This window comes from Actinomycetospora sp. (assembly GCF_036497245.1).
Lineage (GTDB): Bacteria > Actinomycetota > Actinomycetes > Mycobacteriales > Pseudonocardiaceae > Actinomycetospora.
On the sequence record NZ_DASXJS010000093.1, the window covers coordinates 1 to 16,382 of the forward strand.

General features: G+C 75.1%; 14 protein-coding genes. 4 read left to right on the forward strand and 10 right to left on the reverse strand.

Going from position 1 to position 16,382, the window contains the following annotated elements; all coding sequences use genetic code 11:
• The 4 genes from VGI02_RS10210 to VGI02_RS10225 all read right to left on the reverse strand — a co-directional run.
• Nucleotides 1–2,245, reverse strand: a 2,245-nt coding sequence (locus VGI02_RS10210; protein ID WP_331627228.1) for a sensor histidine kinase, incomplete at its 3' end; no start/stop codon positions are given.
• Nucleotides 2,242–3,573: a sensor histidine kinase gene (locus tag VGI02_RS10215; RefSeq protein WP_331627229.1), complete on the reverse strand. Its 1,332-nt coding sequence runs from the start codon at nt 3,571–3,573 to the stop codon at nt 2,242–2,244. The genes VGI02_RS10215 and VGI02_RS10210, both read right to left, overlap by 4 nt.
• A gap of 70 nt (nt 3,574–3,643) precedes the next feature.
• Nucleotides 3,644–4,309, reverse strand: a complete 666-nt coding sequence (locus VGI02_RS10220) for a response regulator transcription factor (protein ID WP_331627230.1) — start codon at nt 4,307–4,309, stop codon at nt 3,644–3,646.
• Nucleotides 4,300–4,953: a histidine kinase gene (locus VGI02_RS10225; RefSeq protein WP_331627231.1), complete on the reverse strand. Its 654-nt coding sequence runs from the start codon at nt 4,951–4,953 to the stop codon at nt 4,300–4,302. The genes VGI02_RS10220 and VGI02_RS10225 overlap by 10 nt, the downstream gene beginning before the upstream one ends.
• A 266-nt stretch (nt 4,954–5,219) precedes the next feature.
• Here VGI02_RS10225 and VGI02_RS10230 point away from each other — a divergent pair, with 266 nt between their 5' ends.
• The 3 genes from VGI02_RS10230 to VGI02_RS10240 all read left to right on the forward strand — a co-directional run bounded on the left by VGI02_RS10230 (nt 5,220) and on the right by VGI02_RS10240 (nt 8,361).
• Nucleotides 5,220–7,175 (forward strand): Hsp70 family protein, encoded by a 1,956-nt coding sequence (locus tag VGI02_RS10230; protein WP_331627232.1) that lies wholly within the window; start codon nt 5,220–5,222, stop codon nt 7,173–7,175.
• A 134-nt stretch (nt 7,176–7,309) separates the two neighbouring features.
• Complete coding sequence (locus tag VGI02_RS10235; RefSeq protein WP_331627233.1) at nt 7,310–7,549, forward strand: hypothetical protein; 240 nt, start codon at nt 7,310–7,312, stop codon at nt 7,547–7,549.
• A 29-nt stretch (nt 7,550–7,578) separates the two neighbouring features.
• Complete coding sequence (locus VGI02_RS10240; RefSeq protein ID WP_331627234.1) at nt 7,579–8,361, forward strand: PIG-L deacetylase family protein; 783 nt, start codon at nt 7,579–7,581, stop codon at nt 8,359–8,361.
• Between the two features lie 52 nt (nt 8,362–8,413).
• On the opposite strand, the gene VGI02_RS10245 is transcribed toward VGI02_RS10240, so the two are convergent.
• The 3 genes from VGI02_RS10245 to VGI02_RS10255 all read right to left on the reverse strand — a co-directional run bounded on the left by VGI02_RS10245 (nt 8,414) and on the right by VGI02_RS10255 (nt 11,372).
• A complete protein-coding gene (locus VGI02_RS10245) occupies nt 8,414–9,103 on the reverse strand; it encodes a cation diffusion facilitator family transporter (RefSeq protein WP_331627235.1) in 690 nt (229 codons plus the stop codon).
• A complete protein-coding gene (gene cmtR, locus VGI02_RS10250; protein ID WP_331627236.1) occupies nt 9,100–9,453 on the reverse strand; it encodes a Cd(II)/Pb(II)-sensing metalloregulatory transcriptional regulator CmtR in 354 nt (117 codons plus the stop codon). Before cmtR ends, VGI02_RS10245 begins: the two co-directional genes overlap by 4 nt.
• Nucleotides 9,454–9,635: 182 nt before the next feature.
• Nucleotides 9,636–11,372: a DUF6777 domain-containing protein gene (locus tag VGI02_RS10255; RefSeq protein WP_331627237.1), complete on the reverse strand. Its 1,737-nt coding sequence runs from the start codon at nt 11,370–11,372 to the stop codon at nt 9,636–9,638.
• Nucleotides 11,373–11,549: 177 nt separating this feature from the next.
• On the opposite strand from VGI02_RS10255, the gene VGI02_RS10260 reads away from it, so the two are divergent.
• Nucleotides 11,550–12,278: a hypothetical protein gene (locus VGI02_RS10260; RefSeq protein ID WP_331627238.1), complete on the forward strand. Its 729-nt coding sequence runs from the start codon at nt 11,550–11,552 to the stop codon at nt 12,276–12,278.
• 130 nt (nt 12,279–12,408) lie between these two features.
• Here VGI02_RS10260 and VGI02_RS10265 read toward each other — a convergent pair whose 3' ends face one another.
• The 3 genes from VGI02_RS10265 to VGI02_RS10275 are packed head-to-tail and all read right to left on the reverse strand — an operon-like array spanning nt 12,409 to nt 16,380.
• The gene (locus VGI02_RS10265) at nt 12,409–13,800 is read right to left on the reverse strand and encodes a pyridoxal-phosphate dependent enzyme (protein WP_331627239.1); all 1,392 of its coding nucleotides are present in this window, start codon (nt 13,798–13,800) and stop codon (nt 12,409–12,411) included.
• Between the two features lie 7 nt (nt 13,801–13,807).
• Entirely contained in the window at nt 13,808–15,193 is a 1,386-nt protein-coding gene (locus VGI02_RS10270; RefSeq protein WP_331627240.1) for an NtaA/DmoA family FMN-dependent monooxygenase, read from the reverse strand.
• 14 nt (nt 15,194–15,207) lie between these two features.
• Nucleotides 15,208–16,380 carry an LLM class flavin-dependent oxidoreductase gene (locus VGI02_RS10275; protein WP_331627241.1) on the reverse strand — a complete coding sequence of 391 codons (1,173 nt, stop codon included), beginning with the start codon at nt 16,378–16,380 and terminating at the stop codon, nt 15,208–15,210.
• Between the last annotated feature and the right edge of the window lie 2 nt (nt 16,381–16,382).

The window sequence follows — 16,382 nt, forward strand, 5'->3', positions numbered from 1 at the left end:
TGCCCGGGGTCCCGTCCGGCGCCGCGCCGCGATCGGTCGCGGCCGCGACCAGCCCCGTCCGGGTCGCCGGGTCGGCGCGGGGCCGGGACCCGGCGGGCGCGGAGGCCGGGGCGGCGGGCGCCGGGGAAGCGGGCGCCGGCTCGGCGGGCAGGGGCACTTCCACCCTGACCGTGGTCCCGGCCCCGGGCGCCGAGTCCACCTCGACCCGCCCGGAGACCGCGGCCAGCCGGGTCTGGAAGTTCCGCAGCCCGCGGCCCGGACCCTGCCCCGGCGTGACGGCGAAGCCCGGGCCCTCGTCGCGGACGACAGCGCGCAGCGTGCCGCCCGACTCGGCCAGCCGCACCGTGATCGCGGCGCCGCCCGCGTGCTTGCGGGCGTTGTTCACCGCCTCCAGCGTGCAGAAGTAGACGGCCGACTCGATCGACTCGTCGTGCCGTCCGACCCCCTCGCCCCCGACCGTCACGGGTGGCTCGGCGTCGGCGAGGTCGGCGCGCAGCATCTCCACCGGCCCGACGCGGCGCAGCGTCGCCGACGACACCCCCGTCGCCGTCTCGGCCAGCACGGACTCGGCGGTGTCGAGCTGGGTGACGAGCTGGTCGAGGCGCTCGCGGGCCCCCTCGAGCTTCCCCGCACCCACCAGGTGCTCGACGAGCCCGAGGGTCAGGCGCAGCGACACCAGGTGGTGCTGGGCGCCGTCGTGCAGGTTGCGCTCGATCGCCCGGCGCTCGCTGTCCATCTCCGACACCAGTCGCCGCCGGGATACGGCAATCTCCTCGGCGTGGGCGAGCGCGACGCGCAGCTGACGCTCCAGCTCGATCTCCAGCCGGTGCGCCCCGAGCACGCCGCCGAGCCCGTCGGCGACGTCCGCCACCAGCCTGCGGCGGTCGTCGCCACCGGCGAGCGTCTCGGCGTCGACGACGAGGGTGCCGACCTCGCGGCCCTCGTGCCGCACCCCGAAGGCAACCTCCTCCTCGCCCGCGCCACCGTCGGGGGCGTTCCAGCGGGAGGTGCGGTCGCTCATGCCGTCGCGGCGGGTGGTCAGCCGGACCGCGCGGGCGCCCAGCGCGCGCCCGACGGCCTCCGGGATCCGGTCGAGGCCGGTCGGGTCGCTCGCCGAGCGTCGGGTCAGCTCCGAGACCTCGGCGAGCACGCCGGCGGGGGTGGCGCGGGTGCCATAGAGGAGCCGCTCGGCGAGCCGGTCGGTGCGTGCGGACACCGGCAGCCACAGGGCGGCCACCACCAGGATGGCGACGACGTACCCGGTGAGCGTCGACCCGGTCACGGTGGCGGTGACCGTCGCGAGCAGGACCGCGAGGCCGCCCAGCAGCACGATCGTGACGAGGGCCGCGAGACCGCTGTGCAGCCACCGCTCGGAGAGCCGTGCCCGCCGCGCGGCGAGCACCGCCAGCGCGATCACCGCGGCGGTCAGGCGCGCGAACCAGAACAGCAGCGCCGTCGGCACGGCGCCGAGGGCGCTGTGGTGGGCGGTCGGGTCGTCGAGGGTGAGTCCGGGGTGCCCGAGCAGGACGAGGACGGCGGTGAGCACCGCGAGCACGGTCGCCGCGCCCACCGCCGCGACGAGGACGCTGGTCAGCAGCCGGGCGCGCGCCCGGGCCTCCGGGGTGGGGGCGCGGCGCACCCCCGGCGAGATCGCGGCCACGCCGAGCAGCGGCACCGCGAACCCGAAGAACACCACGCAGCTCAGGGTGTGGGGCAGCAGCGCGGTCCCGACGCCCGCGACGAACAGGGTCGCGGCCACGACGACGGGCACGGCGCGGCGCCGCGACGGGCTCCCCGACGTCTCGACCGGGACGAGCAGCAGCGCACCGGCGTACGCGGCGCCCGCCACCCCGTGCAGCAGGATCTGGTGGGCCTCGCCGATCGCGATCCCGGTGGCCTCCTGCACGGCGAGCGCCGCGGCATGGGCCTGGAGGTTGAACGCGCCGGCCGAGCCGACCATCGCCAGCGCGAGCAGGCGCATCGACCACGACCGCCCGCCGTGGCGCAGCAGCACCACGGCCACGACGAGGTTCACGGCGCTGGCCAGGTAGTCGACGATCGCCTGGCCGGGCGGTTCGTTCAGCGGGGTGGAGACCAGGGCACCGACCGTCAGCCACACCAGGGTCAGCAGGGACACGGCGACGAACACGACCCACCAGGCCGCCTCCCGCAGCCGCTGGGTCCCCGTCCGGCCGGTCGTCCCGCTCGGCTGCGTCGTCCCGCTCGCCACGCCGACCCCGGTCATCCCGCCGCCCCGGCCTCGACCAGCGGGCTGAGCTGGATCGGCAGCCGCGCCCGCAGCACCGTGCGTCCGGCGTCGTCGACGTGCAGGTCGAGCGAGCCGCCGAGGGCGGCGAGCCGGTCGGCGTCGTCGGCGAGGGCCGTGCGCGTGGCGTCCGGGTCGGCCTCCGCGTCGGTCAGCCGGATCTCGGCACGGTCCCCGTTCTGCTCGAGGTCCAGCTCCAGGGGTTCGTCGGCGGACCGCGCGCCCATGAGTCCCAGCGCGGAGGCGGCCGCGTAGTAGAGCCCGGATTCGACCTCCCACGGGAGGCGGTCGGCGAGGCGGCCCGACAGGTGCACGGCCCGGGGCAGGTCGGCGATGATCTCTTCCAGTGCGGCCCGCGGACCCTGGTCGCGCAGCACGGCGGGATGGACGCCGCGGGCGATGGCCCGGAACCGGTCGAGCAGCTCCTCCAACCGCTCGCGGGCGGTGTCGAGGTGGTGACGAGCGAGCTCGGTCGCCTCGCCGCGCGAGCCCTCCCCGGTCTCGTCGTCCTCGGGCTCGTCCAGCGCTTCCCCGATCGACTCGCCCGCGTCGGTGACCGCGGTCCGGAAGGCGACCAGCCGTTCCGCGGTGGCGCCGCCGAGCTCACCGACGAGACGGCGGCGCTCGACCTCGCGCGCCCGGCCCAGCCGCCGTCGTGAGTCCTCGGTCTCGCGGGCCAGCTCGCCCGCGCGGGAGACCCGGCTGCGCAGCTCGGCCCCGCGCGCGACGACGCGCAGCAGCAGCCCGGCCCCCGACGCGACCTCCGCGACGAGCGTCCGGTCGGCGGCCGTCACCGGGCGGCCGGGCTTGCCGAGGGTGAGGACCGCGCGCAGCTCGCCGTCGGCCGGGTTCCCCTCCCCCGTCGTTCCGCTCTCTCCGGTGACCGGCAGGGCGTGGTCGACGTCGGGCCGGAGCAGCAGGCCGGTCAGCGACGCGGCCCGGTCCGGTGCGGTCTGCGCCGCGAGCCCGCCGGGAACGGCCAGCCAGACCTCGGCGTGGGCGGCCCCGGTCCCCTCGCGGAGCACCTGGGCGAGCGCGGCGAGCGAGGCCGGGGCCGTGGCGGCGAGCAGCGCGGACCGGCCCGCCTGTCCCGGCGCGGACGGGTCGTCGGCGTCGGGCGGGCGGCCCCGGCCCGTGGCCGCGAGGACCGCGGCGGCCAGTCCGGCACCGCCGAACGGCGCGAGCAGGGGCCCGATCGCCGGTCCGAGCACCGCCTCGCCGACCAGCACCGCGGCGGCCAGGCACACGGCGACGATGGCAACGGCGCTGAGTGCTCGCCACACCCGCTCCGCACCCGATCGGTCCATCACACCGCCGTCTCGTCCGCTCCTCTGTGCACGGAGAGTAGGTGCGCGCAGGCCGGGTGGAAAGGGCCGATCAGGACTCCCCGCGCTGGGAGCGCAGGTAGGTCAGCACGGCCAGCACCCGCCGGTGGTGCACCGAGGCGTCCCCGTGCAGCCCGAGCTTGTCGAAGATGCTCGCGATGTGCTTCTCCACCGCCTTGCCGCTGACGAAGAGGGTGGACGCGATGCCGCCGTTGGACCGTCCCTCGGCCATCAGCTTCAGCACGTCGCGCTCCCGCTCGGAGAGCGAGGCCACGACGTCCTTGCGGTCGTTGCGCGGCTTCTCGACCAGGCGCTTCGCGAGGGCCGGCTCGATGACGATCTCGCCGTCGGCGATCCGGGACAGCGTGTCGGAGAGGACCTCGACGCTGCCGACCTTCTCCTTGAGCCGGTACCCGATGCTGTCGGTCCCGATCTCGAGGATCCGCACCAGATAGTGCGACTCGGCGTAGTGCGACAGGAAGAGCAGCCCCATCTGCGGATGCGCGGCACGGAGACGCTCGGCGGTGATCAGCCCGCCGTCGGGCTCCGGAGGCATCCGGATGTCGAGCACGGCGACGTCGACGGGGTCGTTCGCGAGCGCGGCGACCAGCTCGTCACCGCCCGCGACGCACGCCACCACCTCGTGCCCGGAGGCCTCCAGCAACATCACGAGGCCCTGGCGGAAGAGGGCACCGTCCTCGGCGACCGCTACGCGCACGGGAACCTCGCCGTGATCGTCCCGACCGTGCCCGGCTCGCCCTCGACGTCCACGGTGCCGCCGAGCGGCCCCGCCTCGTCGAGCACGGCGGGACCGAGAGCGGGGTCCGCCCCCTCGATGACCACGACCACGGTGTCTCCCCCTTCGACGGGTCCGGACCCTGTCATGGTTCCGGGCCCCACGGTGGATCCTGGCTCCCGCCGGATCCGGACGGCGAGCGGAGCGCACGACCGCGCCAGGCAGTCGGCCAACGCGAAGTACACCGCGCCCTCGACGGCGGGCTCGGCCCGGTCGGCGGAGACGTCGAGGTCGACGTCGCGCTCCCGCGCCGTGACCAGCTCGCGCAGGGCCGGACCGAGCCCGGCCTCGTGCAGCAACGGCGGGTAGATCTGGCCCGCGACCGACCGCAGCTCCTCCAGCGCGGCCGCCACCTCGTCCTGGAGGGCGAGGATGTCGCGGTGCCGGGCGCCGTGGTCGGGATCCACCCCGCCGGTGTCGCGGTCGAGCACCCCGAGGCGCAGCGCCAGCGACGAGATCCGCAGCGCGGCGCCGTCGTGCAGCTCGCGCTCCAGGCCTCGTCGGCGACGCCAGCGCTCCTCCTGGCGGCGACGGTCCTCCCGGGGGTCCGTCTCGGGTGCGGGCACGACGGCGTCCCCCGATCCGTGCTGGTCGGATCGTCGACCGGGACGCGCGGTCCGGCCGACGACCACCGCGGGCGTCATGGCTGAACAGCCTCCCGCGAGCAGGTCTCGGCGGGGAGGGGGCCCACCCTCTCGCGAGGTAGGGTTCTCCCCCTTGACGAGCGCCGTGTGACGTTCTTGAGGCGCTCCGTGGTCATCGGCGTCGGGGTGCTCCCGCTCGTCGTCGATGTCATTACGATGCGTGGGCTCATGCGCGGAGGGGAGACGCCGTGACCCACGTTCTCGGGGTCGATCTCGGGGGGACGACCGTCGCCGCGGCGATCGCCGACGAGGACGGCCGGCCCGAGATGGTCGCCCTCGGCGACCGGTCGATCATCGTCCCGGCCGTCGTCCACCAGCGCGACGGCGGCTCGCTCGTCACCGGTGAGGTCGCCGCGCGGCGGGCCGCCACCGATCCCTCCCGGGCGGCGTGGGGCGTCCGCCGCCGCCTCGGCGATCCGGCTCCCGTGCTGATCGGCGAGCAGACCCGCCCCGCCACCGACCTGCTCGCCGCGATCCTGCGCGACGTCCTCGGCCGCGTCGCGGCGGTGCGGGGCGAGACTCCCCGCCGGGTCGTGCTCACCCATCCCGCCGGGTGGGGTCCGTTCCGTCGGGGCCTGTTCGAGGACGTGGCCGGCGCGGCCGGGCTCGCGGACGCCGCGATGACCACGGACCCCCAGGCGGCCGGGGCGCAGCAGCGCTCCCTCCACGGTCTGGACGACGGGGCGGCGTTCGCGGTGTACGACCTCGGCGGCAGTTCCTTCGAGGCCTCCGTGCTCGTGCGCCGCGCCGACGCGCTGGAGGCCGTCGGTTCCCCGGTCGACATCGAGCGCCTCGGCGGGGTGGACTTCGACGAGGCCGTGATCGCGCTGGTCGACGAGGCCTCCGGTGGGCTGTTGGCCGACCTCGACCCGGACGACGACGCGAGCGCCGCAGTCCTGTCCCGCCTGCGCCAGGACTGCCTCGTGGCGAAGGAGGCGCTCTCCTCCGAGGACGAGGTGCACGTGCCCGTGCTGCTCCCCGGGCGGCACGCCGAGGTCGCGGTGTCGCGCGCGGCGTTCGAGGAGCGGATCCGGCCGACGGTGACCCGCAGCGTCGATGCGCTCGCACGGGCAGTGGACGCCGCGCCCGTGCGGCCCGGGGCGGTCCTGCTCGTCGGGGGCTCGGCGCGGGTTCCGCTGGTCGGCCGGGCGGTGGCGGAGCGGCTCGGGCTCCGCGTGATCGTCGACGACCACCCGGAGTACGTGATGGCGCTCGGGGCGGCGCGGGCGGCCGCGAGGCTCGCGGGGTCGGACCTCGGACGATCGAGCCGCGCGGGCGGCGCGACGGCAGCGGCGGAGCCTCCGGGGGCCGCGTCGGGCTCGCCGTCGAAGGCCAAGGCCCGGTCGAGGGCCCGGTCGAAGCCGAGATCGGAGACGACAGCGGAGTCGGCGGCATCGGAGTCGGAGGCCTCCCCGCCGACGACCGTGACGCCGCGGCCCGTGGTCGACGGCCGCCTCGCCGGCAACCCCGACGACGCGCAGACCACCGTGAACCGTCCGGGCTCCCCCGCCGACGACACGAAGACCACGGTCACCCGCCCGGACCCGTCGTCGTCCTCCTCTTCCTCGAAGTCCGCCGCCAACGCCTCCCCCGCCTCCGGACCCGCCCCGCGCGACGACGACGAGGCAAAGACCACCGTGAACCGTCCGGGCTCCTCGGACGAGGCGCGGACCGCCGTCGTCCGTCCGACGCCGGGGAGCGGCTCGAAGCCCCGGGCGGGCGGTCCGCCGACGCGCAGCCCGGCCGAGCCGGGCCCGACACCGCCGCGGCAGGGGCCGGCACGCCCCGGCATGCCGAGCGGGTCGTTCCCCGCCGCCGGGCGACCGGGTGGACCGGGCCAGGGCCCACCGGGCCAGAGCCCCGGGCAGACGAAGGGTGTGCCGATGCCGGGCGCGCCGGGGCCCGGCCGACGCCCGGGCCCGCCGGGCGGCCCTCCACCGCCCGGCCCGGGCGGACCGCCCCTCCGGCGTCCGATGACCGGGCCGTTCCCAGGCGCGCCCGGGCAGGCGCAGGGCCCCGTCCCGCCGGCCCCGAGCGCCCCGTCGGATGCTCGGAGCACCCGCACCGTGGTGCTCGTCGTGGCGGCCGTGATCGTGCTGCTCGTCCTCGTCGGAGGTGCGCTGCTGGTGACCGGCGTGCTCTGAGGGTGGGGTGTGCCCCACCTCGATCGCAGGGTGCACACCCGTCGTCGTGGGGTCCGCTCCACCGCGTCCGACCGGCGGCGACGAGCAGGCTCGGGGTCATCACCGAAACGCCCTGAAGAGCCCGGGAGCACACCATGGCCGTCACCCTCGAGACCCGCACCGCCGTCGCCCAGCTCAGCCGTCGTGACCGGGCCGTCCTCGCCGCCGTGGCCGCAGGTCGCGGCACCGTCACCGCCGGCCGCCTGCTCATCGACGGCCTGCCCTGCGCCGATCAGTTCGTCGCCGCCCGGCTGCGCGCGGCAGGCGTGCTCGAGGCCCAGGTCTCCGGCACGGCCCGGCTCACCGGCACCGGCGTCGAGGCCCTCGCCGCGTAGAACTGGTAGCGGAGATCGGAGGAGACACCGTGCCCGAGCCGACCCCCGCGCCCCTGCGGTCCGCGATGACCTCGGGGGCGCGCTGCCTCGTCCTCTCCCCACACCTCGACGACGCCGTCCTGTCCTGTGGCGCCCTGCTCGCCGCGCTCGCGCCCCGCTGCGAGATCACCGTGCTCACGCTGTTCACCGAGGCCACCGACGGCCCGCACAGCCGGGCCGCCCGCTCGTTCCTGCGCCAGTGCGCCCACCCGGACGCCGCCGGCCTCTTCCGCGCGCGACGCGACGAGGACCGCGGCGTCGTCGAGGCCCTCGGCGCCCGACCCGAGCACCTCGGGCTCACCGACGCGCTGTTCCGGCAGCGCGATGTCCCGCCCGTGCTCGCCCCCGCCGGCCGCCTCCTGCCCGAGCTCGTCCACCGCTACCCGACCTACCGGTTCGACATCGCCCGCGGACGGATCTCCCGCGGCGACCGGCGCCTGCGCGAGGACCTCGCCACCCGGGTCGCCGCCCGCGCCTCCGAGGCCGACCTGCTCCTGTGCCCGCTCGGCATCGGCCGCCACGTCGACCACCTCGTCACCCGCGACCTCGGCCTCGCCTGGCCCGGCACCACGGTGTGGTTCTCCGACTTCCCCTACGCCCTCGAGCACGCTCCGGACCCGGAGTTCGTGCGGCGCGCCGACCTGCGCCCGTGGTCGTTCGACGACGGCCTGGACGCCAAGGACGCGCTCGTGCGCGGGTACGGCACCCAGGTCGACGCGCTGTTCCCGTCCGGGACCATCCCGCGGCTGCCCGAGACCTACTGGGCGCGCTGAGGGCTGTCGCGCGGGGGCTCGGCCCCGCAGCTGCCGGACCAGCCCCGGGTGACTACCCGCAGCAGGAGTCGCCGGACTCCGGAGCGGTGGTCGACGACGGCGTCGCGCAGCACCCGTCGCCGCGCCAGGCGTCGCGGGCCTCCCGGAGCGCGATCGCGGCGATGACCAACCCGGCGACCGGGTCGGCCCAGCTCCAGCCGAACAGGCTGTTGAGGACGAGGCCGACCAGCACCACCGCGGAGAGGTAGGTGCACAGCAGGGTCTGCTTCGAGTCCGCGACCGCCGAGGCGGAGCCCAGCTCGCGGCCCGCACGACGCTGCGCCCACGAGAGCCACGGCATCACCACCAGCGACGCCCCGGCCAGTGCGATGCCGACCGGCGAGTGCTCGGGGGCGGCGACCCCGGCCAGCGAACGCACCGACTCCACCGAGACGTACATCGCCAGCGCGACGAACGACGCCGAGATCAGTCGCAGCGCCACCTTCTCCCGCGCCTGCGGGTCCCGGCCGGCGAACTGCCAGGCGACCACCGCCGCCGAGGCCACCTCGATCACCGAGTCCAGCCCGAACCCGACCAATGCCGCCGAGGAGGCCACAGAGCCTGCCGCCAAGGCGATCACGGCCTCGACGACGTTGTAGGTGATCGTCGCCGCCACCAGCAGCCGCACCCGGCGGACGAGCACCTCACGCCGCCGGTCGACCGCGTCGTCGCTGCGCGGCGTGGCCCCCTGCTCGGTGGTCACGACCGGGCTCCCGCGAGCTCCTCCTGCGGCTGACACCGCGGTTCGCACTGTGGTGTCGGCGCGACCGCGAGCACGACCTCGAGGAGCTCGGACAGTGCTCGCCCCAGGTGCGGGTCGGCGAGCTCGTAGCGGACCTGGCGCCCCTCGTAGTGCGCGACGACCAGCCCGCAACCGCGCAGGCACGACAGGTGGTTCGACACGTTCGACCGCCCGAGCTCCAGATCCGCGGCCAGCGCCGCCGGATACGCGGGCCCGTCGACGAGCGCCAGGAGCAGACGCCGCCGCGTCGGATCGGCCAGCGCCCGGCCCAACCGGCCGAGCGCCAGCTCGCGCGCCTCGTAGTTCAGCACACGCTGAACAGTACAGTAGCCCTCGGGTCCAGATGCGTTGATCAGGAGCACATCAGACCTGCCTCGCGGCACCCCGGGTGTCTGGAGTGCTCCTGATCATCGCGGCGGCCGGATCGCCCGACCCACGCACGAATGCCCGGCCCCACGGTGGTGGGGCCGGGCGTCGTGGTTGGGGGGTCAGGTCACTTGTCGGTGCTCTCCTTGCTGGTGGTCTGCGAGCCGCCGGCCGAGGAGCTGCTGCTCGAGGAGCCGGAGGTCGAGGAGCCGCTGGTGCCCTTCGAGCCGGTGCCCGTCGTGCCGGCGGTCGTGCCGGTCTGGGTGCCGGTGGTGTTCTTGGCCGGGGTGGTGCCGGTGGCGGTGTCGGCGGAGCCGGCGGGGACGGTGCAGTTCTTGGTGGTGGCGGTGGTGTCGGCGACGGCGCCACACGGGATGGAGGTGTTGGCCGGGGTGTGGCCGGTGATCGGAGCCTGGCCCTCGGGGCCGGTGCCGGTGGGGTCGACCTTGGTCTTCACCGGCTGGTTCTTGGTGGTGTCGTCGGTGGGGGTCTTCGCGGAGTCGTCGGCCTTCTGCTGGGCGTCGGTAGCGTTCTTGTCGGCCTGGGCGGCGACGCCCTCGGCGCTGGTGGCCGCTGCACCGGCGTACTTGGCCTGGTCGGCCTTCTCCCGAGCCTGTTCGGCGCTGGCGTTGGCCACCTTCTGCAGCTCGAGGGAAATCTTCGCGGCAGCGAGCTGGGCGGCCTGCTTTGCGGCGAGGTCGTCCGTGAGCTGCTTGATCACGGCGGCCGTAGCGGGCGGGTTCGCGTTCTGCGCCGCACCCAACGCCTTCGCCGCCGCCTGCAGCGGAATCCCCAACGCCTTGGCCTGTGCCAGGGCCTGGCGGAAGGCCGCTTCGTCACTCTGGGCACCGGTCGCCGTGATGCGGGCGGCGGTGTCGGCGTCGTCGGCCTTCTGGCGGGCGGCGGTGGCCTCGGCGCGGGCCTGCCCGGCCAGGGCCTTGGCCTGGTCGGCCTTGGCCTGCAGGACGGGGTCGGGGGTCGGCGGGGTGGGCTGGCCGGGGGTCCCCGGGGTGGTGGGGTTCGGGCCGGGGTTCGGCTTGGGGTCGGGCTTGCCGGGGGTGACCACGACGCGGGAGTTGTCGATGGAGGTGAAGCTGAACTGGGTGATTACCGCGGTGGTGGGAACGACGGTGACCGCGTCGGCGGCGGTGGCCCCGGTGGTGAGCGGGTTGCCGTTGAAGCACTTGATGGTGGGCTCGCCGTAGGAGTTGACCAGGACCGCGGTGCCGGAGGCGAGGATGGCGGGCTGGGCGGTGAACGCGCCGTCGGTGTAGGGGTGGTCGGTCACCGAGGTGTTCGCCCGGAGCACCACCGGGGACAGCGACTCGACGAACGCGGGGACATCGGTGGCGCCGATCCCGAACACCCCGCCGAGGGCGGCGAGCTTGGCCGGGTCGCCCTGGAGCTGGGTGAGGTAGTCGGCGGTGGTGCAGGCGGCCGGGGTGGTGGCGGCGTAGAGCCCGGTGGTGTCCCCGGTCTGCGGGCCGGTGGCGGCGACGGCGGCGACCTGGGGGGCGTCGGTCCCGAAGGGGACGGTGGTGGGGTTGGCGCCGGCGAACGAGGTGGTCTGCACCGCGGCTTCGGCCGAGGAGCCGGACAGCGCCATCCAGGTGCCGGCTCCGGCGACGACGAGCCCGGCGGCGACCATGCCGGCGACGATCTTCGCGGCGAGCGGGCGCTTGGCCCGGGATGGGCGTGAGGGCGGCGGCGGGACCGAGCCGGGAAACTGCTGGCCCGCGAAGCCCTGGGTGCGGAACTGGTCGGTGCGGAACTGGCCGCTGCCGTACTGCGCGGCGTCGTTGCGGGGGGTCCCGAACTGCTGGCCGGGCATGGTGTGGACGGTGCGAGGATCGAAGGCGGTCATCGAAGGCTCCTGGTGTGTCTGAGAAGCCCTGGCGGCTCCGTTCCGGTGTGAGGACAAGCCTGTCGCGATCAGCGCCCCGCCACGATCGTGTCCACCCCCGACCAACCCGGGGACAACCCGACGATCTTGCCGAGGGTTTGCCCTACCCACCGCGGAGCCGCACGCGATGATCACGGGATGAGCCGCCTCCACCCCACGGGTGTCCCGCTGCCCGACGGCATCGCGAGCACCGTCGTGGCCTCCCGCGCGGGGGCGCCGAGCGCGCTGGTCCGGGACGGCGCCGTGCACCTCGCCTACCGGGACCACCGGGCTGCCGCGACCGTCGTCGCCCGCTCGGAGGACGGCGTGCGGGTCGAGGTCGTGGCGGAGATCAGAGCCCCGGCGACCGCGGGCCGCGCGGCACTCGTCGTCACCCCACCCGGCCGGTGGCGGCTGTACCTCGACGCCGGCGCGCGGGTGGAGCTCCTCGAGGCCGACTCCCCCGAAGGAATCGGGACGGCGTCACCGGCGACGGTGCTCGAGGGCGCCGGGAGCCCGGTCGTCCAGTCCCACGGCGGCGTCTGGCACCTCTGGGCGGCGGTCGGCGGCGACACCGTCCGCTACGCGAGCCCCGACGGACTGGTCTGGGCGGGGCAGGAGGTCGCGCTGGCAGCCGGACGAATCAGCTCGGTCGTCGACCTGGGCGACCGGCTCGTCGCCACCTACGACGACGGGGAGCACACCGCTGTCGCCGTGCCGGGCGACGGATTCGGACGGTTCCGACCCGTCGACGAGGTCCCGGCGGCGCCCGGACTCCGTCACCTCGCGGTGCTCGCGCTCCCGGGAGGCAGCTACCAGCTCTACTACGAAGCGACGGGACCCGACGGCGTCCCCGAGATCCGCACCGAGGTGGCTCCCGCCTCCTGAGCACTAAGTGCGGCTATATAGCCACCGAAAGTGCTCACAAGTGCGCAGCTGGCGAGGTCGCGGCCGGCGAGTGGACCCCCATGGCTACTGCCGCAGCCCCCAGGGTCCACTCGTCAATGTCCGACAGGCTCTATAGCCGCACTGAGTGCTCACGAGCGCGAAGCGCACCTACCGTGACCAGGCCCGCGAGCCGGGCATCCCGGACCAGGTGCACGACGTCCACCGACGGATCCATCCGCGCCAGCACCTCGGCCGCGGTCTCCCCGCTGCCGATCCCGACCGGCGGGACCGTCGGGACCGGGACCGCCGCCTCCGCCGGGCCGCGCAGGTCGGACGCCGTGAGCAGCCCCAGCACCTCGCCCGCCGCCGGTGGGAGCGGCGACGAGCGCCCGGCGAGCACCACCGGCAGCGCCGGCTGCCCCGACGACTTCAGCGCGGACCGCGCCGACCCCACCGACGTCCCCGCGGGCACCGTCACCACCGGCGACACGAGATCGACCAACGTCCCGTGGCGGTCGTCGTCGAGGAAGCCCTGCCGCCGGACCCAGGTGTCGGAGTGGTACTTCGAGAGATAGGCGCGCCCGGAGTCGGGGAGGATCGCGACGACGACCGCCTCGGGTCCGGCCTCGCGCGCCACGCGCAGGGCCGCGGCCGCCGCCGTCCCGGACGACCCACCGACGAGCAGCCCCTCGGTGCGGGCCAGCGCGCGGGCCGTGAGGATCGACTCGCGGTCCCCGATCGTCACGATCCGGTCGAGGATCTCGGGCCGGTAGACCGGGGGGAACGAGACGTCGACGGTCTCGGGGTGGTTGTACTGGCCGGCCGCCTCGATGGCGAACGGGCTGCCGTCGCCGCCGCCGTAGGCGCTGGTCACGGGGTCGGCGCCGACGATCTCGACGCGTCCGCCGGACACCTCGCGCAGGTACTCGCCCGTCCCGGTGATCGTTCCGCCGGTGCCGATCGTCGCGACGAGGTGGGTGATGCGCCCGCCGGTGGCCTCCCAGATCTCGGGGCCGGTGCTGCGGCGGTGCGCGTCGGGGTTGGCGGGGTTGCCGTACTGGTCGGCGAGCCAGCCGCCGTCGATCTCCTTCGCGAGACGCGTGGCGTAGGCGATGACGTGGTCCGGGTGCTCGCGGGGCAGCGCCGACGGGGTGAGGACGATCTCCGCCCCGTACGCGCGCAGGGCGTCGAGCTTCTCCACCGCGGTCTTGTCCGGCAGCACGAACAGCGACCGGTACCCGCGCGCCGCCGCGACCTGCGCGAGCCCGAGACCGGTGTTGCCCGACGTGCCCTCGACGATCGTGCCGCCCGGTGGCAGGGCCCCGGACTCCTCGGCGTCGAGCACCATCGCCAGGGCGGCCCGGTCCTTCACCGACCCGCCGGGATTGAGGTACTCCAGCTTGGCGTGGACCTCCGCCCCGGGCGCCGACCGGCCGAGGCGGACGAGCGGGGTGCCGCCGACGAGGGCGAGCAGCGAGTCAGCCGGTGGACTCGCGACAGTCCGCCGGTCGGGTGCGGTCATCGACCGATCATGACTGGGCCAGCGCGTCCGAGCGCAACGGGGCCAGCCCGAGATGCTCCCGCAGCGTCGTCCCCTCGTACTCGGTGCGGAAGGACCCCTTCTCCTGCAGCAGCGGCACGACCCGGTCCGCGAACGCGTCCAGCCCGCCCGGCGTGATGTGCGGGACGAGCACGAACCCGTCGGAGGCGTCGGACTGCACGAACTCGTCGATGGTGTCGGCGACCCGCTGGGGTGTGCCGACGAAGGTGTGCCGCCCGTTCTTGCGGATCACCACCTCGCGCAGCGAGAGGTTCTCGGCCTCGGCGAGCTCGCGCCACTCGTTCGCCGTCGCGACCGGGTCCCGGTACATCCGGACACTCGCTCGGCCCTTGGAGATGTGGGCACCGCTGTCGACGTCATCCTCGGTCTTCGGGTCGAACGAGGGCACCGGGCCGTCGGGGTCGACGTCGGAGAGGTCGCGGTTCCACACCTGCTCGGCGAAGGCGATCGCGGTGGCCGGCCCGACCTGCTGGTACTGCACAGCCCGGGCGTTCTCCGCGGCCTCGTCCTCGGTGTCGCCGAGGACGAAGGTGGCAGCGGGCAGGATCTTGAGGTCTTCGTGGCGGCGGCCGAACCGCTCCAGCCGTCGCTTCAGGTCGGCGTAGAACTCCTGGCCCGCCGTCAGCTCGGCGTGTCGGGTGAAGATCGCGTCCGCGGACGCCGCCGCGAACTCACGTCCCTCCTCGGAGTCGCCGGCCTGGATGATCACCGGGCGACCCTGCGGGCTGCGCGGGAGCGGGAAGCGTCCGGAGATGTCGAACTGGTCGGAGTGCACGGCGAAGGAGCCCTCGTCGGGGCGGCGCAGGAACTCACCGGACGCCGCGTCGGCGACGATCCCGTCGGAATCCCACGAGTCCCACAGCGTCTGGGCCGTCGAGAGCATCTCCTGCGCGCGCAGGTAGCGCTTGTCCTTGGGCAGGTAGCCCGCGCGGCGGAAGTTCTCGCCGGTGAACTCGTCCCAGCTGGTCACGACGTTCCACGCGGCGCGCCCCGCGGAGAGGTGGTCGAGCGAGGCGAGCTTCCGGGCGACGTCGAGCGGCTCGTTGAACGTCGAGTTGACCGTGCCGGCCAGCCCGATGCGGTCGGTCACGGCGGCCATCGCCATGAGGATCGAGACGTTGTCGGGGCGTCCCATCACGTCGAGGTCGTAGATCTTCCCACCCTGCTCGCGCAGGCGCAGGCCCTCGGCGAGGAAGAGGAAGTCGAACTTCGCGCGCTCGGCGGTCTGCGCGAAGTGGCGGAACGACGAGAACGCGATGTGGCTGCCCGACGCCGGGTCGCCCCAGACGGTCGTGTTGTTGACGCCGGGGAAGTGCGCGGCGAGGTGGATCTGCTTGCGGGGCTTGTCGCTCATCGAAAGCCCTCCTCTCACGCGTGGGCGTAGCGGTCGGCGGGGCGGGGCAGACCGAGCAGGTCGCGCAGCGTCCCGGGCTCGCCCCAGGCGCTGCGGGTGAGCCCGCGGCGGGCCAGCTCGGGCGCGAGCTCGCGGGTGATGCGGGGCAGGTCGGACGCGGTGACCGCGGGGCGCAGCCGCGCGCCGGCCAGCCCGGCGGCGGCCCACGACTCGAGGGTGTCGGCGACCTGGCCGACGGTCCCGGCGAGCACGGCGGCGTCGGACCGGTTCGACGCCACGCCGTCGAGCCGGGTCAGCTGCGCGCGGGCGGACGCGGCGTCGTCGTCGAGCACGACGAGCAGGTCCCCGACGACGAGCAGCGGCTCACCCGTGCGTCCGACCTCCGCTTCCGCGGCGCGGGCCGCGGCCAGCGTCGTCGCGGCGTCGCCGGTGGGTCCGTCGCGACCCGCCCCGTCGGGGGTCGTGAACACGATGTCGGCCGCGCGGGCGGCGAGGCGGTAGGCGTCCTCGACGTGCGCGAGCGCGGTGACGACGGGCTGGCCCTGGGGCGGGCGCGGGGTGATCGACGGCCCGCGGACCGCGAAGTGCGAGCCGACGAAGTCGACGTAGTGCAGCTTGTCGCGGTCGACGAACCGGCCGGTGGCGACGTCGCGGATCTCGGCGTCGTCCTCCCACGAGTCCCAGAGCCGGCGCTGCACCTCGACGTGGTCGGCGGCCTCGTCGAACAGCGACTCGCGGGTCTCGGCGGCCGGATCGCGGCGCCCGAACAGCGCGGCCTCCGCCGGGTCGGCCGACACCTTGACCCGCTCCCCGGCGCGACCCTCCGTGACCCAGTCGAGCGTGGCGATCTGGGTGGAGACGTGGAACGGCTCGGTGTGGGTCGTGATCACGGTCGGCACGATCCCGAGGTGCTCGGTCGCCGGGCCCACCCGCTGGGCGATGAGCGTGGCGTCGAGGTGGCCCTGGGCGCGGTCGGTGCGGCCCTCGTCGGCGGGACGCCGCGCGGCGGTGAGCCCGTCCTCGATCGTCACGAACGACGCGAACCCGGACTCGGCCGCACGGACCTGGTCGACCCAGAAGTCCGCGCCGTACTGGTCGGCGGGGCGGGCGCCCGGTTCGCGCCACGACGCCGGGTGCCACCCGGTGCCGTCGAGCGCGATCGCCAGGTGGAACGGGGGGTTGCTCATGA

Coding starts and splice junctions, on each gene's coding strand:
- VGI02_RS10235 (WP_331627233.1), top strand. CDS start 7,310: ATGGCCGTCACCCTCGAGACCCGCACCGCCGTCGCCCAGCTCAGCCGT.
- VGI02_RS10270 (WP_331627240.1), bottom strand. CDS start 15,193: ATGAGCGACAAGCCCCGCAAGCAGATCCACCTCGCCGCGCACTTCCCC.
- VGI02_RS10275 (WP_331627241.1), bottom strand. CDS start 16,380: ATGAGCAACCCCCCGTTCCACCTGGCGATCGCGCTCGACGGCACCGGG.
- VGI02_RS10265 (WP_331627239.1), bottom strand. CDS start 13,800: ATGACCGCACCCGACCGGCGGACTGTCGCGAGTCCACCGGCTGACTCG.
- VGI02_RS10215 (WP_331627229.1), bottom strand. CDS start 3,573: ATGGACCGATCGGGTGCGGAGCGGGTGTGGCGAGCACTCAGCGCCGTT.
- VGI02_RS10260 (WP_331627238.1), top strand. CDS start 11,550: ATGAGCCGCCTCCACCCCACGGGTGTCCCGCTGCCCGACGGCATCGCG.
- VGI02_RS10255 (WP_331627237.1), bottom strand. CDS start 11,372: ATGACCGCCTTCGATCCTCGCACCGTCCACACCATGCCCGGCCAGCAG.